This is a genomic window from Paenibacillus sp. FSL E2-0201 (assembly GCF_037963325.1).
GTDB lineage: Bacteria > Bacillota > Bacilli > Paenibacillales > Paenibacillaceae > Paenibacillus_AQ.
The window spans coordinates 6,497,607-6,518,916 of record NZ_CP150154.1; the positions used below are offsets into that span (position 1 = coordinate 6,497,607).

A 21,310-nucleotide genomic window follows, 5' to 3' on the forward strand; every position below is an offset into this window, starting at 1 on the left:
TTACGAACGTGATGAAAATCACTCTAAGTTTGACCTGACCCCTAAAACGGCGTATTCTTGTCTTTACGAATGACTATTTAGGAAGCGATTTCACAACCCTTAAAGGAGGCAGCCTGATGGTGGAGCAACAAGCTGGAACGCGGCGCGTGCTGATCGTAACAGCCGTAGCCGCAGAGCGTGACGCGGTCCTGCGCGGCCTGCAAGGCAGCGACAGGTTCCATGTGATTGCTGCCGGCGCAGGTACGGCAGCAGCGGCGGCGGGAACCGCCGCGGCACTCGCAGCCGGGTCTTACGGCTGCGTAATCAGCGCTGGGATCGGCGGCGGGTTCCCCGGGGTGGCACCTTTTGGCTCGCTGGTCGTTGCCAGCGAGATGATTGCCGCCGACCTCGGGGCCGAGACGCCGGAGGGCTTCCGCAGCGCTGCCGAGCTCGGCTTCGGCAGCGTGTCCGTGCCGGCTGACCGCGGCACGGTGCAGGCGGTTTCGGCCGCGCTGACAGCGGCCGGACTGACCGTAAGCACGGGGACCGTGCTTACGGTCTCAACGGCGACCGGCACCGCGGAGACGGCCGCCGCTCTCATCGCGCGGCATCCCGGTGCCGTCGCGGAGGCGATGGAAGGCCACGGAGTTGCCGTGGCCGCTGAGGCGCTGGGGCTCCCGGTACTGGAGCTCCGCGCTATTTCGAACCCGGTCGGTCCCCGCGACCGGGCTGCTTGGAAGATCGGCGATGCAATGGAAGCATTAACGGCGGCAGCCGCTATACTACTGGAGGTGCTGTAATGACAACTGAGCTTAATATCGCTTTTTCCCCTTGCCCTAACGATACCTTTGTATTTCATGCCTGGGCACACGGGCTTGTCCCGGATGCACCACAACTTAATGTAACCTATGCCGACATTGATATTACTAACACACTCGCTGCTAACGGAGAAGGACCTGAGGTCCTTAAAATCTCCTATGCCGCTCTACCTTGGGTTCTTGATCGCTACAAACTGCTGCCATGCGGCGGTGCACTGGGTCGTGGTTGCGGCCCGCTGCTTCTTACAGCAAGTGGCCCAACAGCGATCAAACGTCCCGAGAAGCTGGCCGGGCGCCGGATTGCAGTGCCTAGCGAACGCTCTACAGCATATTTACTCTTCAGATTATGGGCAGCACAGCATGTGACGGGAGGCATTGGCGAAATCATTGTCATGCCTTTCGATGAGATCATGCCTGCCGTTCGCGATGGACATATCGATGCCGGGCTGGTGATTCACGAAGCCCGCTTTACTTACGCGTCTTATGGTCTTAATATGCTGACTGACCTTGGCAGCTGGTGGGAAAGCGATACCGGATTGCCAATTCCACTGGGTGCGATCATTGCTCGCCGCGATCTGGATGCCGATGCCATTACTGGCTGGATTCGCAGCTCTCTTCAATATGCGTGGGATCATCCTACCGATTCTAGAGACTATGTGCTTAGTCATGCTCAAGAGCTGGCTCCAGAAGTGGCCAAATCTCATATTGATCTCTATGTGAACGACTTCTCGATGAACCTAGGCGATGACGGTTACGCTGCAATTTCCGCCTTACTAAATCGCGCTGCAGCAGAAGGACTTGTCCCTGCGATCGATCCTGCATTACTTCGGTAGCATGTACTAGACGTTCTTAGCGTACTATAAAATTAAATATTACCTAGATCCCCGATTACACCCATAAGGTGTCCTCCGGGGATTTTGTTTATTCTAAGTAGCATTATCTGCGATTGCCTGGTGACCATTATTTGGCATGTTGGAGCAATGGCTATACAATAGACCTATAAATAGGTTCTATGAAGGAGGATCACATGATACCTGAAAACAATAGCAAGCAGAATATCGACCGATTCCTAGGCTTTCAAGATGACTATGACCGCTACCGCCCCGAAGCTCCTGCCATGATTATCAAACTGCTGACCGATTACTTAGGCACCTCACCTTCACTCATCGCAGATATAGGCTGTGGTACGGGCTTATCTACTTTTCTGTGGAAGGGTGTCGCGGACAACATCATCGGCATTGAACCAAATCGAGATATGCTAGGAAAAGCAATCGATAAATTAAGCCAAATAGAAGATCCCCAATCCATCACATTTGTACAAGGTTATTCTAACCAGCTTCCACTTGCAGCGGACAGCGTAGACATTGTGACCTGCTCACAGTCATTCCACTGGATGGATCCTCAAAGTACACTTCGAGAAATATCCCGGGTCTTAAGAACGGGTGGCGTCTTCGCAGCCTACGATTGCGACTGGCCTCTCCCCCTTCATCAGAAAGTAGAAGAACGTTACAACCAACTAATCTCCAAATCAGAGGAACTGCTCGCCTCACTCTTACCTGATGCAGAGAGAGCTTACAAATGGGACAAAGAAGGGCATTTGTCACAGATTCAGGCTAGTGGCGCATTCTCTTTTGCTAGAGAAATCGTATTTCATAATCTAGAGTCCTGCGATTCAGAGCGCTATGTAGGACTCGCTCTAAGCCAAGGTGGAATACGAACCGTGCTGAAGCAAGACGCTGCCTTACTCGATCAAGACATTGCTGATTTCAGCGCTGCCGTCGAAGATCATTTCCAAGGACGCACCTTAGAGGTTCTGATCAGCTACCGAATGAGAATCGGCATCAAATAATCTCTACCCATAACGCAAAAACGCCCCGATTCTCCCCTTAGGACGGAGCGTTTTCTTATTTTATTTGACTTCTTCCATGAACAAATTTAGGTTCTCAACGATTTCCTTAGATCTGGAATGGTGTAAATAATGTCCGCCTTCGAATGTCATCACTTTTCCATGCACAGATTCCTTAACTTGCCCTTCATGCAGAGGAATCCAATCTTTCACGGTTGTATTATTCGCTTGTATAAAGAATATAATGGGAAGATTCTTGTCGAATTTCAACCCTCTGGCTGCGACAAAGTTAGGATATATATGTTCCATTTCATTTAAGGTAGTGGAATTATTCATATTTTTGAGCGATATCAATTTCATTTGTTTTTTGGTCTCATCATCAAATGGAAGTCCATCATAAGGGTCACCGCTTAATTGCAATCCCAATCTAATGATACCTAAGTCTTTGAGCAGCTTTAATTTTTTTATCGGGAATTTAACATCCATACCGCCTTGTTCAGGAACACTACTATCAACCCCTACAAATGCACTCACTTCGTTTGGATATTTCTTCGCATATTCCAATCCGTAAATACCTCCAATGGAGTGACCCATTAGAATATATTGGTCAATGTTTAGATTCTGTACGGCTTCATGAACTTCACTTACGATATTCTCTGTGGTTCGTTCTTTTTTAGTTTCATCGCTGAGTCCATACCCAAACGGTTCAACCGCCACTACTTTGTAAAATGGTGATAACTCATCAATCAACGGCTTAAAATCAAGTGCTGGCGCTCCAGTCCCAAAGCCCGGGATAAGCACAATAGTCTGCTCCCCTTGTCCTTGGATCAAAACATTCATACTTTTTCCGTCAACAGGAACTAATTGACCATATTGATGTATTTTTTTCTGATCTGTTTTGTTGCTAATCACATTAACTGTATAAACAACGGCTAGAAAAAGCACGATCAAAATCACTATTGCTCCTAATATTTTTAGCAGCAGGTTACGTACTTTATGCTTCTTCTTTCCGTTCCCCGTTTTTATTACCTCTGTTTGTGTCACCCTCATCTTCTCCTGTTCTAATCTGTTTCTAAAGTCGCCCTAACGTTTGCGCTAATGAGAGCTTAACCAAAGAAGATGTACTCCTAATGACGACAACATGAACGGAATATGAACAGGTGAAAAAAACTCCGGCATCACATGCAAGGAGGTTTGCATGTAACGCCGGAGCATGAAGAATAGCCCTTGCAATCAAATTTAAGCTGTCGGTGTTGTGATAGGTAAAGTCACGATGAAAGTCGTTCCGTTTCCAGGTTCGCTTTCCACTCGAATGTCACCTTGATGAAGCGAGACGATCTGTTTGACAATCGCCAGTCCCATACCGCTACCGCCATACTTGCGACTATGGGAACGATCTGCCTTGAAGAATCGTTCAAATATGCGCTCTTGGTCCTCAGGAGAAATGCCAATACCAGTGTCGGATATTCGGACGGTCACGTTGTTTAACTCTTGGGTGATACTGACGGTTATCACACTGTCATCTTTGGAGAATTTGATGCTATTGCCAAGGAGATTCGTCCACACCTGACTTAACAGGTCATGGTCAGCCCATACAATTACCGGTTTCAAATCAAGTTCAAAGCTAATGTTGCGTGCCGACCATTGAGGCTGTATCGCCACAATTACCCGTCTGATCTGTTCATCAAGACTGAACGTGATAAGCCGCAGTTGTTGCGATTGCGATTCAAGCAGACTCAGCTTTAACAGACTATCGCTCATCTTGGACATCCGCTCCGCTTCGGCAATTATAATGTCGAGATAACGATTTCGTTCATCCTCTGTGAGTGCTACTTTCTTGAGCGCAATAGCATAACCAGATATCGAGGTAAGCGGAGACTGAACCTCATGCGACACATTCGTTACGAACTCCCTGCGCATTTGCTCAAGATGCTGCAGATCGTGCATCATTTCCTCGAAGCTATTAGCCAAGGTACCTAGCTCACCCATCTGCTTAATATTTAATTCGACATTGAAATCCCCAGTTGCTATACGCCTAGTTGCCTTTGTAAGCCTTTTGATCGGTCTCACTAAGAACATAGAAGCGACCAATATCAATACGCTTCCCGTTATTAATGAATACGCCAAAAAATTAAATAGCAGATTCCTCGTAGAAGACAAAGTAGGAGGCACAAGCGGCTCCACAAACATCGCCTTCGTTCCCATTTCAGTTTTCAAAGGTAGTCCTAAGAGGTTGGAAGAACCTATACTCGGTTTAACTTGAACAGCTTCACCACCCAATACTTTCTTTAGTTGCTCCCTAGTCACGGTAACAGGGCTCTCTCCATTAAGCACTCCGTAAGACTGGAACTGGCCGTTCTCATCGTAAATTCGAATATGGTAGGAATCAAGCTGCTTCATTCCACTTATAAGAGCATCCGCTTCACGTGATGGTAAGGTTTCGTATATCCGGGCGATGTCCTGACCAAAGCGAAGTAAGGGAATTCGCAGGTTTTCGTTTAATTTATCTTGAAATACCCAGGTTGTCACAAATAGAGAAATCAATGTGCCTCCGATCACGGAGACCAGAAAGGTCAGAACAACACGTGTATATAACGATTTGATCATTCGTAAACCTCAAGCCGATACCCAAGTCCCCGCACGGTCTCGATTCGAAAATCAGGTGTAGTCGCAAACCGTTCGCGCAGCCGTTTAATATGTACGTCTATCGTTCGATCATCCCCAGCGTAATCAATCCCCCAAATCTGATCAATTAACTGCTCGCGCGTATAGACTTGCCCGGGCGTTCCAGCGAGCTTATACAACAATTCGAACTCCTTGAGTGGCAACGTCAGTGACTCAGTTCCTCTCATCACCTTATAGGTCTGCCGATCAAGGATGACATCGCCGAACTGGATCGTCTGTGTGGAACCAATCTTGTATCGCTTCAGTAAGGATCTAACACGAACCGTCAACTCCAGTGGATCGAATGGCTTCGTCAAATAATCGTCTGTCCCCAGTTCGAAGCCCTTCACCTTTTCCCAGGTCTCCCCCCTCGCAGTGAGCATAAGTAAGGGAAGATCAGGATCGGCTCTTCGGAGCTCCTTGCAGAGCGTCCAACCATCCATAATCGGCATCATAATATCGAGTACAACAAGATCAATATGCTTAGAGCCATAAACGGCTAGCGCTTCCTTGCCGTCTGCAGCTTCAGCTGTATCGAATCCGTCGTTACGTAGAAATAAACAGACAAGTTCGCGAATGTTCGCATCGTCGTCAGCAACTAGTATAGTAGGCATTCGTACCCTCTTTTCCTGTTATCCATCCTAGCCATTATACTACAATATTCTTCCGGCCAAGAAGGAGCGCCTTGCCCTCGGCATTCTTTCAGGACGTTGATTGTTTCTGCGAAAAATATAAGGATAATATATAGCGTGAAACTTATCCTTCTTAAGCTTCAAAAAAAGAGCGTCTAACACGGGAATCCGCATGTAGACGCTCTTGGAGTCGTTTGACTTTACCTCCAAACGACTTACTTCTTATTCATCTTAAACTTCAGGAAGAGCTCATTATAATGAGCAAGCATCCGTTTCCCAAGGTTATCATACACCTCAAGCCGATCCGTAATCTCGGCAGGCGGGTAGAACCGGGTATCCTCGGAGGTTTCCTTCGGCAGTAGCTCCAGCGCAGGAATGTTAGGTGTGGAATAACCTACGTATTCTGCATTCTTAGCCGCAACATCTGGGCGAAGCATAAAGTTAATGAACTTATGCGCTCCATCCACATTATCCGCAGTTCGTGGAATGACCATGTTATCAAACCACTTGTTCGAGCCTTCCTCAGGCACTACATAATCCAGCTTATCATTCTCGTCCATGATCTCAGAAGCATCACCGGACCACACAATCCCGACCGCTGCTTCTTCATTTGCAAGCAGCATTTTGATTTCATCTCCGACAATTGCTTTTACGTTAGGGGACAGTTTATTCAGCTTGGTCAGCGCCTCTTGAAGATGCCCTTCATCCCGGTCATTTACGGAATAGTGCAAGCTGTTCAAAGCCATCCCCATCACTTCACGCGCTCCATCGACCAAGAAAATATTGTTCTTCAGTCTGCTGTCCCAGAGAGAATCCCAGCTGGTGAAGTCCATCCCTTGGGTCATGTCCGGGTTGAAGATAATCCCGACCGTTCCCCAGAAATAAGGTACGGAATACTTGTTGCCAGGATCGAAAGAAAGGTCCATAAAACGTGAATCAATATTCTTTAGATTCGGAATCTTGTTATGATCTAGCGGTATGAGCAGATTTTCTTCTTTCATCTTAGCAATGGCGTAATCAGAAGGAATTACGACATCAAAAGTAGTTCCACCCTGCTCCACTTTCGTTAGCATGGCCTCATTAGAGTCAAAGGTTTGGTAAATGACCGTTAATCCAGTCTCTTTTTCAAATTCCTTCAACAGATCAGGATCGACATAGTCGCCCCAGTTATAGATAGTCAGCGTATTTCCTCCGGAATAGCCCTCTCTCGAGTTCATCCAGGAGCCCAAGTACATTAGCGCAAATGCCGTGATCACGATCGCCAGAAAAGCATTTACCAGCTGTTTCATCTAGGCACCCCCGCTTCCGCTACCGGCTCCGCCACAGCTTCCGAGGTATTCTGACGGTTCTTCTTAAGAGTCAAGAAGTAATAACCGACAACAAGTAGTATCGTGAACAGGAAGATCAGCGTCGACAAAGCATTAATGGATAACGATACCCCTTGCCGAGCTCTGGAATAAATCTCAACAGATAGCGTCGAATAACCGTTACCCGTTACGAAGAACGTAACTGCAAAGTCATCTAGTGAATACGTAAGCGCCATGAAGAATCCACTAAAGATCCCCGGTTTGATAATCGGCAGAATCACCTTAGTCAGAACATCCTTGCGGCTTGCCCCAAGGTCACGCGCTGCATCCGTCAATGAAGGACTCATATCCTGTAAATGCGGCAGAATCATCAACACGGCAATCGGCACACTGAACGCGACATGCGAGAGCAGGACGGACACGAAGCCAAGCTTGATGCCAGCAATGGTGAACAGGATCAGGAACGATGCACCGATAATGACATCCGGACTAACGATCAGTACGTTGTTCAGAGATAACAAGGTGTTTTTAGCACGGCGGTTCTGTACACTCTTAATGGCCAGTGCACCAATAATAGCGATAAGCGTGGCGATAGCCGAGGACAGAAGCGCGATTACAAGCGTGTTGATCATGATAATAATCAAACGTGTATCCTGAAGAACCTCACGATAATAATCCAGCGTAAAGCCCTCGAATTTATGCATCGTTCCCCCGCTGTTGAACGAATAGTACATCAAATAAAAGATTGGCGCATACAGAACAGCGAACACTAGCACTAGGTACAGATTGGAGAACCCGTTTTTATTTCTCATTCCGCACCCCTCTCCGCGATCCGCCTGTAATAATCATGAACAGCGCCATAATAGCAATCAGAAATACTGCAACCGTGGAGCCCATGCCCCAGTCCTGTGTGACCAGAAAATGCTGCTCAATCGCAGTACCGAGTGTAATGACCCTGTTGCCTGCAATCAGACGAGTAATCATAAACAGGGACAGCGCTGGTATGAATACCGCCATACATCCGGAACGTACACCCGAAATGGTCAATGGAAAAATAACGCGCCGGAACGTTGTCCAGCCCGAAGCACCCAAATCACGTGCCGCATCCAGCAAGGATAAATTGAGATCCTCCAAAGCACTGTAGATCGGCAGGATCATGAATGGGATAAAGATATACACGGATACAAATACAAAGCTAAAGCCCGTAAACAAAATTTGCTGTTCTCCGATTCCCAGCAGATCAAAGAAATTGTTAATCGGCCCGAACGTACCGAATATGCCGATAAAAGCGTAAGTTTTCAGCAGCAAATTAATCCATGTCGGTAAAATAATCAGCAGTAACCATAGCTGCTTATGCTTCGTTCTCGTCAACAGATAAGCCGCCGGATAGGCGACCAGCAAAGAGAATGCTGTAATTAGAAACGCGTACCAGAATGAGGTCAGCGTCATTTTTAAATACACAGGTGTAAAAAAGTTCACGTAGTTATCTAGCGTAAGATGCCCGTCCAGATCAAATAGAGAATAATAGATGACAAGTAGCACCGGTGCGATTACAAACAAGGCGATCCACAGGTAATAAGGGATGAGATAATACGATCTGCCCTTATTCTTCATGACTCTCCACCTCGGCGTAAGCTTCCAGACGTTTGTCGAATTCTTCCTCCGTTTCACCGAAACGCATAACATGAATCGCTTCAGGGTCAAAATAAAGGCCAATTTCACTGCCTACAGTCGCCTTACGTGTAGAATGCACAAGCCATTCATGTCCGGATTCATCATAACAGCTGATTTCATAGTGCACGCCCCGGAACAACTGGGAATCCACTCGCACACGTAGTTTACCCTGCTCCAGTGTTGAAATCTCCAAATCTTCGGGACGAATAACTATTTCCACAGCTTCGTTTGGTTTAAGCCCGGCATCGAAACATTCAAAGCGCCGACCGTTAAACTCCACCAGATAGTCTTCAATCATAACCCCCGGCACAATGTTGGACTCGCCAATAAAATCAGCCACAAAACGGTTGATCGGCTCATCATAGATATCGTTAGGCGTACCGCTTTGCTCGATTTTCCCTTTGTTCATGACAAAAATCCAGTCGGACATCGCAAGTGCCTCTTCCTGGTCATGGGTAACGAAAATAAAGGTAATGCCTAGCCGTTGCTGCATTTCACGCAGTATGTACTGCATCTCTGTACGCAGCTTCAGATCGAGCGCAGATAGAGGCTCGTCCAGCAATAGAACCTGCGGCTCATTCACAATCGCACGGGCAATGGCCACGCGCTGCCGTTGACCACCAGACATTTCGTTAATGGCACGCTGCTCGTAGCCCACAAGGTTAACGAAACTTAGTGCTTCCTGCACCTTCTTCGCGATGACGTCTTTCTTAAGCTTCTTAATGCGCAGTCCGAAAGCCACATTCTCGAATACGTTCAGGTGTGGAAATAATGCGTAATCCTGAAAGACCGTATTGACCTGCCGCTCATTGGCTGGAATGTGGTTAATCACTTTACCGTTTAAATAGATTGAACCGCTTGTTGGCTCTGCGAACCCAGCAATCAATCGTAGAATAGTCGTTTTACCACAGCCTGATGGACCAAGTAGTGTATAGAATTTGCCTCGCTCTATCTCGAAGCTAACTCCTTTCAACACCGGATCTTCGTCGTCATATTGCTTGGTAACCTCTTCAAATGAAATAATGGTGCCTTCCTGAATAGCTATAGCTAACAACCTCCCTTACCTTAAGTATTACAATACTATTTTACCCGCATCTCGCGGAGAACAATCGAATGGGCATGCTCAGCGCTAATAAGCGACAATTCCTCCTTTCATTTGACACTCCAATAGATATAGCATATTAGATTGTACCATTATATACGATAGCGTACATATTAAAGGAATGCGTAAACTTAACAACTTTGTAAAATATCCAGTCTTCCAAGGCTTTTTTTGGATGCTATAATGAAAACGTACTGAAAGACCAGACAGTTTTTTCATTTTTTTCCGAAAGAAGATGAATGATAATGAACGAGGGGTTACAAGACCGCCTTGAAAAATATGGTTTCTCACTTTACATGATACGAATTACGCTGGCTGCTTCACTTTCATGGGTCGCCGTACACAGCATATATGGTAGCCAATATTTATATTTTGCACCCCTTGCGGCTATCCTCATCACTCAAGCCAGCGTTAAAGCATCGCTTGAAAAAGGAATCTACCGCCTGCTCGGCATTATTCTTGGCGGGATCGTTAGCCTAGTTGTTGGCCAGTTTTTTGATGTAGGTGGACTTTCTATCCTGCTCATTCTACTCATCGGGATTGGTATCGCTACTGCTTGTAAGATGAACATTCAAGCTGTCTCACAGGTAGGTGTTACTTCCGTTCTAGCTCTTACTTTTTACCAGAATGACTACGTGCTTTGGAGAATAGGGGAAACATTTATTGGTGTGCTGATCGCCCTGGCCATCAATATGATTATCGTGCCGCCGAACAGGTTCGTCAAGGTAAAAGCATTGGCATTCGAAGGAAGTCTTCTGCTTGCGGATGCATTAAAAGATCTCGTAGGCGTAAGACGTGATTCTCCGAAAGATAATTTACTGGAAGAAGCAGGTAAACTCCTGTCAAATAGCAGCCGGGAACAGAAAGAAATGTTCTATACCCTCACACATTATCAGTGCCGTGGTAAACTGAAGGGGCTCATAGAGGCTACCTCACATCTAAAAAGCATTCATTCCTATGTCAAAGAGATTGCAGACGATATTCGTCTTCTGCCCGCGCATCATGCCTCTTCAGACTGGATGAAGGATGTGCTGGAGGCAACCGCAGATTGTATTGCTCTTTATGGAACCAAAACTTTATCGGATGCCGAGTGCCAACGTTCTCTTGCGGATTGTATCCAACACGCTCGTGATCTGCAATTGGCTAGTTTCTCTGAACTGCAAGGGAATTGTTCGCTAGCAAGTATTCGTGATCTTGGCGCAGTCTTCAGTCACCTAAACCGGGTGCTGGAAGAAGTAGAACGTGCTAAATCTGCTACTTATGTCGTAGCCACTCGGCCCTCAACGGTTGAAGTCGCACGCGCTTTACGCTTTATTAAAAAGGGACTCTCCCAGAAGCTATAAGCTTCGGGGGTGTCCCTTTTGTTCAAATATAAGAAAGTATAAGTTATACACTATACTTTATCCTTATATTTCTCGCTTAAACGCTTACCGTCCTTATAAGGACGCCGAAGCCGTTTATGCTTCCCTATTCATCAATATGCCCTCTTAGAACCCTGATTACTACTTATACTTTATATTTGAACTAAACCGACTGCTTCGCGGCACGCCCGATCCTCACATTCACCAGAACGATGCTGCTAACAATAAGCAACAGGCCAATCACAAGATTCAAGGTAATCTGCTCATTTAAAAAGACTACGCTTGTCCCTATTGAGATCAGTGGGATTAAAAAGGTGAATGATCCAACCTTCCCTGCCTCTCCCTCGTTAATCAGCTTGAAGTAAATCAGCCATCCTAGCGCGATCACAAAAATTGCGATAAACAATGTATCCATGATAAACGTTCCGCTCCAAGTGATATCCGACCACTTCTCTGTAGTAGATCCCGAAAGCAGCAAAATGATACCGCCGATCGAAATTTGCATAGCGGTCATCCATAGCATATCCACGCGCACAGCATTTCGTTTCATATATACTGTTCCTAACGCCCAGCTCAATGCACTGGCTAAAGCAAGTATAATTCCCCAGATAGAGATGCTTCCATTAAGTCCTCCAATACTGAGGGAGGCTACGCCGAGGAACCCTAGCAATAGACCCGCCATTTTAAGCCCATACATGTTCTCTCCTAACCACAGCCAAGAAAAAATGCCGAGCAATACCGGCTGCAGAAACACAATAGATGAGAACAATCCTGCGGGTACATACTGCAAGCCAATCGTCTGAAAGCCATAATAGAACACAATACTTAATATAGCCGAGGTCAGATAGATCGGCCAGAGCTGCTTGAAGCGGAGCTCCTTCACCTTAGGAAGTGCAATTAGAATCAGAATAAATCCGCCGATGACGGTTCGGATACCTGCAAATAATAAGGGCGGAGCGTAGTCTAAGGCGATTTTAGATATAGGCCAATTAATGCCCCATACAATCACCAAAAATATAAGAAGGATGATGCTTTTCTTCTGCTGATTCATGTATTCACTCCTTGGTGTAGATTCATCACAAATGATACAATAATTAAGAATATAAATGAAATGAATAATACTCATAAGGGGCATATCATATTTGTTATGAACAATACTCAAATTCGCTTGTTCGTCAAAATCGCCGAGAGCGGTAGTTTTACCAAAGCTGGTGTAGAACTGAATATGACCCAGCCTGCTGTCAGTCGAGCGATCTCGTCTCTAGAAGCCGAACTGGATGTTAAGCTATTACTTCGGGATCGGCGTAACGGTCTTATGCTTACTGACATTGGCAAGCGTATCCTTGTTATTTTTCGTGAAATTCTAATGGGCTTTGATAAGGTCAATCAGGAGATTTACGCGGAGCGGGGACTTGAGAAAGGAAGCATTCGGATTGGCGCTTTTCCCGTGGCTTCTGCCTATTTTTTACCGAAGATTATTAGCTCTATCACTGCACGATATCCGAATATCACGATCAGCCTGCAAGAAGGCTCTATCGCCGAAGTCAGAGAATGGCTGGAATCCAAAGAAATTGATGTTGGCTTGTTGCTTGCTCCCTGCGAATCGTTCGAAACTATCCCATTATATAGAGAAAAGTTGTACGCCGTAATCAGAGATGACCATCCCTTGCATAAACAATCTGTCATAGGTGTGAGAGAATTAGCGGGAGAGCCCATGCTGATCTGCAAAGCAGGCTATGAACCGCCGGTGGTGGATTTATTCCGCAGAAGTAGCAGCCATTTGAATGTAAAATACGTGGTAAATAACTATGCAACAGCTCTTAATATGGTTCAAGAGGGGCTGGCTGTTGGTGTCATGTCTGAGTTGTCCTTGTTATCTTTACCTCCAAATGTAGTTACCCGCGAACTACAGCCCGACGCCTTCAGAGATATACATATCGCGGTTAGTTCGCTTACCGATACTTCCATAGCTGTGAAGATGTTCATGGAGACAGCTCTGGATCTTTTTGCTCAAGAGTAGATCATTTTATTATGAGGAGTGCTGAGTATGAACTTTAAAAGACTTGGGAATAGCGGCTTACAAGTATCCACATTGGGACTGGGGACGAACGCTTTTGGCAAAAGGGCAGATCAAGAGACCTCCATTCAGATTGTACATGCTGCGCTGAATCACGGAATTAACTTTATTGATACCGCTAATATTTACGCTGGAACAGAATCCGAGCGAATCATCGGCCTGGCCTTGGAAGGTAGAAGACATGAGGCTGTTCTCGCCACTAAAGCAGGCTTAGTTAAGCATGACGGACCTAACGGAAGCGGCTCCTCAAGGCGCCATTTGATGCAGGAATTAGAAGATAGTCTTCGCCGTCTACAAACGGACTATGTCGATCTATACCAGATTCACACCTTTGATCCCTATACGCCACTTGAAGAGACGTTACGGACCTTGGACGATATGGTGTCTTCGGGAAAAGTGCGCTATATCGGGGCTTCCAACTATACAGCATGGCAATTGATGAAGGCGATTGGAATCAGTGAGGCTCGGAGCTTCGCCAAGTATATTTCGATTCAGTGCAGCTATTCCTTAGCGGATCGGACGCCGGAGAATGAGCTTCTCTCCCTTTGTCTTGATCAAGGTGTAGGAATCATTCCTTATTTTCCACTGGCGGGCGGAATTCTCACAGGCAAATATAATTCAAGCGGTTCCGCACCTTCAGGGTCCAGAGCAGATACCGATCCTAATTTCAAAAGATTCCTTGATCATGACCGAATCGAACTGGGGCAGAAAGTAGTGCAAATTGCTGAAGAACTGGGAACCTCTTCTACTGCGCTTTCCTTAGCTTGGCTCATGAATCGTCCTGCCGTCTCGACAGTTATTGTTGGGGCTACACGCGTGGAGCAGCTGGAACAGAATTTGCAAAGCACGTCCATTCAACTTAATGAAGAAACGGTTTGCAAGCTAGATGAGGCAAGTGCTTCCTTTCGTTTTGGCGAGCCCTTTGCCTTTTACCGGCTCCCATAAATCGGGCCTATTACAAAGAAGGAGGGGAGTATTATGACTCCACAGACAACGGCTAGCATCCAAGTGATGCTTGAAGAGCATAAGGACTTTTTTAATCGTGGCGTAACGAAAGAGGTTGCTTTTCGACTGAGTCAGCTGCAGAAACTTAAAGACAGTATTAAACGATATGAGAGTCGGATTATGGCTGCTTTACATCAAGATTTAGGAAAAAGTGAGTTCGAGGCTTATGCCACAGAAATCGGCTTCACCTTGGACAGCCTCGGTTACATGATGAAGCATCTCAAACGTTGGTCGAAACCCGTAAAGGTTAGATCACCACTCCATTTATTTCCTGCAAAGAGTTATATCTTAAGTGAACCTTACGGTACTGCACTCATTATTGGCCCATTTAATTATCCGTTTCAGTTGCTGATTGAGCCGCTGATCGGTGCCATTGCCGCCGGCAACTGCGCTGTCCTCAAGCCATCGGAGAGCACACCTGCTATCACGGCAGTGATAGAGCAGCTTATTCAGGAAACCTTCGAATCGCAGTATATCCGCGTAGTTCAGGGGGAGAAAGAGACAACGAATTTACTGATCCATGCCAGGTTTGATTATATTTTCTTTACGGGTAGTGTTCCGGTCGGCAAAATCGTTATGGAAGCCGCTGCGAAAAATCTAGTACCTGTAACTTTGGAGCTCGGCGGGAAAAGTCCGGTCATTGTCGACAAATCAGCCAATCTGGATATTGCAGCGAAGCGAATCGTATGGGGCAAATTATTAAATGCCGGTCAAACCTGTATTGCGCCCGATTATTTGCTTGTACAAAAGGACATTGCTAATGAATTGATCACCAAAATCAAACATCAAATCACTGAATTCTACGGTCAAAATGCACAGCCGAATACTGACTATGGCCGGATCGTGAATGAGCGCCAGCTGCAAAGACTTTCCGACCTCATTGAGCGGGATCGGGAAAAGGTGGTAATGGGCGGAACCGTCATTTCAGAAGAACGTTATATTGAACCTACACTAATCTATCCTGCGGTTTGGACTGATGCTTCTATGGAGGATGAGATCTTCGGTCCGATCCTACCCATATTGGAATATCATCAATTGGATGATGCGATCCGGAGTATTAACGAGCATCCAAAACCGCTTGCGCTTTATCTGTTCACAGAGGATAAACATGTTGAACAAGAGGTACTTTCCCGAGTCTCATTTGGTGGTGGCTGCATCAATGATACGATCTCTCATGTGGCGAACACTAACCTGCCATTTGGTGGAGTCGGCAATTCTGGAATTGGCAGTTATCACGGTAAACACAGCTTTGAAGTCTTTTCCCATCGCAAAAGCATCGTCAAGAGAGGTACACGAATCGACCTCGGGATTGTATACCCACCCTATGGGAATAAGGTCAAGCTGGTGCGGAAAGTATTGAAATAGACAAAACAGCAAGCCTCCCATGATCGGGAGGCTTGCTGTTTATCAGACTTTTCAGGAGCAAGACTTTTCACTACTGAAACAACTGTACCAAATTCTCTACCTGTAACTCCGAGGTAGAAGGAACCCATAGTTCAGCACTATCTCTCATAGACATATCTCCAACTCCAACAGACCTCAGACCAGCGGCTTTAACGGCAGCTATCCCCTCCTCTGTATCCTCGACACCTACGCAGCAGTCAGGTGAGATGCCCAGCATCTCAGTAACCTGCAAATAAATTTCCGGATCTGGTTTGCCCCTACGAATGTTTTTGGGATCAGCAATAGCCTGAAACAAACGCCCAATCTTCAAGTGTTCAAGAATCAACATCGCATTCTCATTGGTTGAAGCCAGACCAACGGGGATTCGCTTTTCTTTCAAACTGGTCAGCAGACTATGGATACCCGGGAGCAAATCATCCGGTGTCATTTGTTGAATTAGCTGTTTATACTTTTCGTTCTTTTTGTTGCAGAGCATTCCCTTTACCGGTTGGGGTAAATTCAGGCCGCTTCCCTCCAGTAGGATTTCTAAACATTCCATTCGGCTATGGCCCTTCAGACGTACATGCTTCTCTCTATCAAAAGAAATCGCCAGCTCATCGGCTAAGGCTTTCCAGGCCAGATAATGATGCTCTCCAGAATCGGTAATAACCCCGTCCAGTTCGAAAATAACAGCCTCAAGCTGCTTTGTAATTGAAAGGGACAACGGCTTCTTTGCAGTCAGCTGCACCAGATTTCCCTTATGCAGAATCTCAATCATATCACCTACTAATAGGGTATAGACGACTACCTTATCATCCACATAAATATCCAATAGCTGTCCGCCGCTTGTTACTTTAAACCGATAGCTGTCCCATTGTGCCGGCAAGACAGGATTAAAGGATAGCATACCGCCACATAAGCGCATCCCACCAAAACCATTTACAATCGACAGCCAAGAACCCGCCATAGCAGCAGTGTGTAGCCCGTCCTTCACATTGCGGTTAATATCATCCAAGTCCATCCGTACCGTACGATCAAAATAGGAATAAGCCCCCGCTAAATCACCAATCTCAGCAGAAATAATACTGTGAATGCACGGAGACAAAGAAGAATCATGTGTCGTCAGCGGTTCATAGTAATTGTAATTGCGGATCTTGTCCGCCAAGCTAAACTGATCACCCAGCAGGAACATGGCCATCACCAAATCTGCCTGTTTGAGCACCTGATGACGGTAAATTACCAGCGGATGGTAATGGAGCAGTAGCGGATATTTATCCTCTGGCGTATGTTCGAAATCCCACTTCTTCTTAGTCAAAAAAGTATCATCCTGAGCATAGATGCCCAGCCCCTCATCAAAAGGGATATACATCTTCTCCGCTGCAAGTATCCAATCACCTGGCTCTTTCTCAGTCAGACCAATCTTTCGCTTCAGACGTTCAAAATACTCCGGATACTGCTTGCCTAGCAGTTTGGCTGTCTCATATGCATAATAGAGTTGATCTCGTACCATTAGATTAGTGTACGCATTATTGTTAACGATAGCTGTATACTCATCGGGACCCGTTACCGCATCAATACAGAACGCACCCTCCCTGGCCGGATTAAAATGACCCAGATCTACCCAAAAACGGGAGGTCTCGAATATCATCTCGGCTCCCTTCAGAACTAAAAACTCATCATCTCCAGTAGCCCGCACATACTGTTTAATGGCATAGGCAATATCCGCGTTAATATGCATTTGTGCTGTTCCTGCCGGAAAATAAGAAGAGTTCTCAGCGCCATCTATGGTACGCCAAGGATATAATGCTCCCCTCTGAGACATCACCGCTGCTCGCTCCCGCGCCTTATCTAACGTGGCATAACGAAATTCGAGTAGCTTCCGGCTAATCTCCGGCTGTGTGAATGTAAAGAAGGGGATCATGTACATCTCGGTATCCCAGAAATAGTGACCTTCGTATCCTTCTCCCGTCAGGCCCTTGGCCCCGATGTTCGTAACCCCGTCACGTCCTACGGATTGCAGCAATTGAAACGCATTAAAGCGGATACCCTGTTGAAGCGCAAGATCCCCCTGAATCTCCACATCAGTATGTGCCCAGAAATGATCCAAAAAAGCCCGTTGTTCTTGAACCAGAGCTTTAAACCCACCATTCTCCGCCAAGCTCAGCACTCCCAAGCACTTGCTTAACAGCTCATCTTCTATGTAATCCTTAGAGGTATGATATGAAATGTACTTGGTCAAGGAGATCCTTTCCCCCATCACCACCGGAACAATCCATTGCATGGATAATCGCTGACCTTCTAGCTGCACGGCCCTTTCATATCCAGAGCTACAATTCAGACTATGGCTCACCCCTGTTAGTAGCGCAAACCGGGTATGCCGAGTCCTATGCTTCATCCACAAAAAGTTCTGTTCGAGCTCATGACCGGTATCCACCAGCAGCAAACTAGGTTCTTTACTCCCCGAGCCCAGCCGGGGGTCATCCGTAACCCCCGGCCTTTGAATCTCACCATCGATCGATGAAGTGAGCATTAGGGGCCCTTCAAAATTCAAGGCCGTGACCTCGTAATCGATGGCGGCTAAATGTTTATGCTGCAAAGCCACCATCCGCCGAATGTTCAGCTCTACCCTGTGTCCGGCAGGAGATTCCCATTCTAACTGTCGATGTAGGATTCCATTTCGCATATCCAGCTGCCGTTCATACCGATGCACTTTTCCACTGTTTAACTGAAAGGCATGCCCCTCAATGCTCAGCTCAATAATCTTGGCGTCCGGCACGTTAAGCATAGCTTGATTGCGGGAAGGATAACCATAAGCTCCCTCTGGGTATACAATAGGCTCGGAATCAAAAAATCCATTCAAATAGTTCCCTGTTACAGATGAGCCCGAGTGGCCATGGTAGCCTTCCTCGAAATTACCGCGCATGCCAATATATCCATTACCAAGAGCAAATACACTTTCGCTTCTTTGATTGTTCTCTTCATTATAATTTTCTTCATCTAGGCTCCACTCCCGGTAAGGATATACTGCAGCTGGATGTACGTATGGTTTCATCTTCATCTCTCTAAGTCCCCCCCTGACACAGTTTTGTTCAGTTATAAGAAAGTATAAATTTGACGCTATACTTTAGCCTTGTAATTCCCGCGAAGGTGTTTGCTTACGTTTCCACAATGTTCAAATCAGCCTTTTATCGATCCACCCATAAGTCCTCTGACGAAATACTTTTGCAGCAGGAAAAAAATAGCGAGCGGCATCAGCATGGAGATAAATGCAGCCGAGGTGAGTAAATGCCAGTCGTTGCCCCGTGAGCCTACTAAGTCGGCAATTTTCATCGACATGACCTGAACAGAAGGTTGATTGCCGATAAAAATCAGCGAGACTAAATAATCATTCCACACCCATAAGAATTGAAAGATTCCGATAGAAGCCAGTGCAGGCACAGATAACGGTAGTATCAATCTACTGAAAATAGTGAAATGGCTCGCCCCATCCATAAAAGCCGACTCAAACAAGTCCTTAGGTAGCTGACTGATAAAGTTATACATAAAGTACGTAACTAGCGGTAGCCCAAAAGCTGTATGCGCCAGCCAAATGCCCAAATAGCTTCCGTTCAGTCCAAGCGCGGTATAATCTTTAAGCACTGGAATAAGTGCCACTTGGATTGGAATAACGAGCATAGCGATAATGATGACAAAGAGTGTTCGCCGTCCAGGAAAACGCAGCCAAGCAAATGCATAAGCAGCAAAAGAAGCAATCAACACCGGAATAACCGTCGCCGGAACAGCAATCGTCAGTGTATTCCAGAAGGCTTGCGACAATCCGGTACCTTTTTGCACCGTTTCACTGCCATCAGCTTGCTTGAGCTTATATTCCTTACCCGAGAGCACATTATTATAGTTATCCAATGTAAGATCCGGTGTCATTTTCCAGCCTTGTTCCTGTTGATTTATGGTACGTGCTCTACGGTTCTCCCACATCAAACGACTGCCATCGGCCTTCACGCCTGCCTTCAGTTGATCATCGGTATAGGTTTTGCCGTTTACCTCAATCGGCTCCCACAGATCCACATCCTTCGATAACTGAAGGGTCTCTCCAGCCTTCCACTCCTGATGGGGAAAAGCTTTCCACCATCCAGTCTGCAAAATATCGGCAGCCGGACGAAAGGAGGAAATAAACAGCCCCAGCGTCGGAAGTAGCCAAATGAAGCAAATCACACCCAGCACGATATTTACAATCGTCTTGCTGCCTTTTCTCTTCTTTTTCCCGGCCATTAGAATCCCCCTTGCTTACGGAACTGACGTAGATTGATTATGATCACTGGCAACACCGCGATCAGCAGAACAATAGCCAGCGTGGAGCCGTAACCGAAGTTTCGGTACATAAAGAATTGCCGGTAAAACTGCGTAGCCACTACCTCTGTATCGTATTGACCTCCTGTCATCACCATGACGACGTCAAATATTTTCAACGTAAAGACGATAATGGTCGTTGTCACAGTCAGAATAGTTGCTGAAATATAAGGGATCATGATTCCAAAGAAGATCTTCACCTCATTAGCACCATCCACCCGTGCAGCTTCCAGAATGTCGTCAGGAACTCCCTTGATAGCTGCAGAGAATATTACCATCGCAAACCCAGTCTGCATCCAGATCAGAATAATAATGAGGAAAAAGTTATTCCACGGCTGAAGCATACTCGTCCATGCCTGTGGTTCTCCCCCAAAATAAGTAACGATGGCGTTCAATAGTCCAATTTGTTCATCACCGGGTTGATAGTAATATACAAACTTCCAGATGACCCCTGCTGCGACAAAAGAAATAGCCATCGGCATAAAAATGATCGATTTGGCCATTTTCTCGTAGCTGCTTCGATCTGCAAGAATTGCAATTAGGAGTCCAAAAGCTACACATGCCAGTGTACCTATGAACACCCAAAGTAAATTGTTACGCAGTGCCGTCGCCATCAGATGGTCGCTAAAGATCGCAGCATAGTTGCTCAGGCCTACAAATTTCTCTGAAGAAGCATTAAAAAAGCTCAAATAGAGTGTTCGCAGTGCAGGCAGCACCAATAGCCACCCCAATAAAATCACTGCCGGACCTATAAAAATATAGGGCAACACCTTTCGGCGTATATGATCAGGATATTGTTCAACTGCCCAGGTAAGTGTGTAGTAGATCAGATAGACGCCCAGAACTCCCCAAAGAACGGCTAGAACTGCTGTTAGTAGTGGGTTTAACGTCGAATCCCGAAAGAATAAAAAGATCAAGCCATTCACAACAACGTTAGCAATCAATACTAGAAGAGACAGTAATACCGCCCTAAGCCTGACAGCTTGCTTAGCTTGTGATTGCGGCTCCCTCTGTGGCTGTGGTTGTGTTTGTGTTTGTGCACCCATATTAGCTCCAGCTCCTCCTATACTCGCGCTTTGGAAAACAAAAAGAGGGGCAGAGTACTCTCAATTCCC

At 46.2% G+C, this 21,310-nt stretch carries 18 protein-coding genes; 7 read left to right on the plus strand and 11 right to left on the minus strand.

Going from position 1 to position 21,310, the window contains the following annotated elements:
• The first annotated feature begins 116 nt into the window (after nucleotides 1-116).
• The 3 genes from NSU15_RS29275 (at nucleotide 117) to NSU15_RS29285 (ending at nucleotide 2,646) form a co-directional block, all read left to right on the plus strand.
• Entirely contained in the window at nucleotides 117-779 is a 663-nt protein-coding gene (locus NSU15_RS29275; protein WP_339288487.1) for a futalosine hydrolase, read from the plus strand.
• Nucleotides 779-1,630: a 1,4-dihydroxy-6-naphthoate synthase gene (locus NSU15_RS29280; protein ID WP_076120203.1), complete on the plus strand. Its 852-nt coding sequence runs from the start codon at nucleotides 779-781 to the stop codon at nucleotides 1,628-1,630. The genes NSU15_RS29275 and NSU15_RS29280 overlap by 1 nt, the downstream gene beginning before the upstream one ends.
• Nucleotides 1,631-1,824: 194 nt before the next feature.
• Nucleotides 1,825-2,646: a class I SAM-dependent methyltransferase gene (locus NSU15_RS29285; RefSeq protein WP_339288489.1), complete on the plus strand. Its 822-nt coding sequence runs from the start codon at nucleotides 1,825-1,827 to the stop codon at nucleotides 2,644-2,646.
• A 60-nt stretch (nucleotides 2,647-2,706) separates the two neighbouring features.
• Here NSU15_RS29285 and NSU15_RS29290 read toward each other — a convergent pair whose 3' ends face one another.
• The 7 genes from NSU15_RS29290 to NSU15_RS29320 form a co-directional block, all read right to left on the minus strand.
• A complete protein-coding gene (locus NSU15_RS29290; protein WP_339288490.1) occupies nucleotides 2,707-3,687 on the minus strand; it encodes an alpha/beta hydrolase in 981 nt (326 codons plus the stop codon).
• A 195-nt stretch (nucleotides 3,688-3,882) separates the two neighbouring features.
• The gene (locus NSU15_RS29295; RefSeq protein ID WP_076120200.1) at nucleotides 3,883-5,250 is read right to left on the minus strand and encodes a HAMP domain-containing sensor histidine kinase; all 1,368 of its coding nucleotides are present in this window, start codon (nucleotides 5,248-5,250) and stop codon (nucleotides 3,883-3,885) included.
• A complete protein-coding gene (locus NSU15_RS29300) occupies nucleotides 5,247-5,921 on the minus strand; it encodes a response regulator transcription factor (RefSeq protein WP_076120199.1) in 675 nt (224 codons plus the stop codon). The genes NSU15_RS29295 and NSU15_RS29300 overlap by 4 nt, the downstream gene beginning before the upstream one ends.
• Before the next feature lie 233 nt (nucleotides 5,922-6,154).
• The gene (locus NSU15_RS29305; protein WP_042131490.1) at nucleotides 6,155-7,228 is read right to left on the minus strand and encodes an ABC transporter substrate-binding protein; all 1,074 of its coding nucleotides are present in this window, start codon (nucleotides 7,226-7,228) and stop codon (nucleotides 6,155-6,157) included.
• On the minus strand, nucleotides 7,225-8,058 hold the full coding sequence (locus tag NSU15_RS29310; protein WP_042131492.1) for an ABC transporter permease: 834 nt from the start codon (nucleotides 8,056-8,058) through the stop codon (nucleotides 7,225-7,227). Before NSU15_RS29310 ends, NSU15_RS29305 begins: the two co-directional genes overlap by 4 nt.
• Nucleotides 8,048-8,860 carry an ABC transporter permease gene (locus NSU15_RS29315; protein WP_076120198.1) on the minus strand — a complete coding sequence of 271 codons (813 nt, stop codon included), beginning with the start codon at nucleotides 8,858-8,860 and terminating at the stop codon, nucleotides 8,048-8,050. The genes NSU15_RS29310 and NSU15_RS29315 overlap by 11 nt, the downstream gene beginning before the upstream one ends.
• Complete coding sequence (locus NSU15_RS29320; protein ID WP_042132553.1) at nucleotides 8,850-9,959, minus strand: ABC transporter ATP-binding protein; 1,110 nt, start codon at nucleotides 9,957-9,959, stop codon at nucleotides 8,850-8,852. Before NSU15_RS29320 ends, NSU15_RS29315 begins: the two co-directional genes overlap by 11 nt.
• Before the next feature lie 302 nt (nucleotides 9,960-10,261).
• On the opposite strand from NSU15_RS29320, the gene NSU15_RS29325 reads away from it, so the two are divergent.
• Nucleotides 10,262-11,365 (plus strand): FUSC family protein, encoded by a 1,104-nt coding sequence (locus tag NSU15_RS29325; RefSeq protein WP_081389926.1) that lies wholly within the window; start codon nucleotides 10,262-10,264, stop codon nucleotides 11,363-11,365.
• Nucleotides 11,366-11,546: 181 nt separating this feature from the next.
• Here the strand turns inward: NSU15_RS29325 and NSU15_RS29330 are convergent, their stop codons facing one another.
• On the minus strand, nucleotides 11,547-12,434 hold the full coding sequence (locus NSU15_RS29330) for a DMT family transporter (protein WP_042131495.1): 888 nt from the start codon (nucleotides 12,432-12,434) through the stop codon (nucleotides 11,547-11,549).
• A gap of 96 nt (nucleotides 12,435-12,530) precedes the next feature.
• On the opposite strand from NSU15_RS29330, the gene NSU15_RS29335 reads away from it, so the two are divergent.
• Genes NSU15_RS29335 through NSU15_RS29345 form a run of 3 tightly spaced genes read left to right on the plus strand, consistent with a single transcriptional unit; the run spans nucleotide 12,531 to nucleotide 15,830 of the window.
• On the plus strand, nucleotides 12,531-13,403 hold the full coding sequence (locus NSU15_RS29335) for a LysR family transcriptional regulator (protein WP_339288491.1): 873 nt from the start codon (nucleotides 12,531-12,533) through the stop codon (nucleotides 13,401-13,403).
• Between the two features lie 27 nt (nucleotides 13,404-13,430).
• A complete protein-coding gene (locus tag NSU15_RS29340) occupies nucleotides 13,431-14,405 on the plus strand; it encodes an aldo/keto reductase (RefSeq protein ID WP_339288492.1) in 975 nt (324 codons plus the stop codon).
• 33 nt (nucleotides 14,406-14,438) lie between these two features.
• Nucleotides 14,439-15,830: an aldehyde dehydrogenase gene (locus NSU15_RS29345; protein WP_339288493.1), complete on the plus strand. Its 1,392-nt coding sequence runs from the start codon at nucleotides 14,439-14,441 to the stop codon at nucleotides 15,828-15,830.
• A gap of 70 nt (nucleotides 15,831-15,900) precedes the next feature.
• Here the strand turns inward: NSU15_RS29345 and pgmB are convergent, their stop codons facing one another.
• The 3 genes from pgmB to NSU15_RS29360 all read right to left on the minus strand — a co-directional run bounded on the left by pgmB (nucleotide 15,901) and on the right by NSU15_RS29360 (nucleotide 21,241).
• Nucleotides 15,901-18,906, minus strand: coding sequence for a beta-phosphoglucomutase (gene pgmB, locus NSU15_RS29350; protein WP_339288494.1), 3,006 nt, complete (start codon nucleotides 18,904-18,906; stop codon nucleotides 15,901-15,903).
• 119 nt (nucleotides 18,907-19,025) lie between these two features.
• On the minus strand, nucleotides 19,026-20,117 hold the full coding sequence (locus tag NSU15_RS29355) for a carbohydrate ABC transporter permease (RefSeq protein WP_339288495.1): 1,092 nt from the start codon (nucleotides 20,115-20,117) through the stop codon (nucleotides 19,026-19,028).
• Nucleotides 20,117-21,241, minus strand: coding sequence for a sugar ABC transporter permease (locus tag NSU15_RS29360; RefSeq protein ID WP_339288497.1), 1,125 nt, complete (start codon nucleotides 21,239-21,241; stop codon nucleotides 20,117-20,119). The genes NSU15_RS29355 and NSU15_RS29360 overlap by 1 nt, the downstream gene beginning before the upstream one ends.
• Between the last annotated feature and the right edge of the window lie 69 nt (nucleotides 21,242-21,310).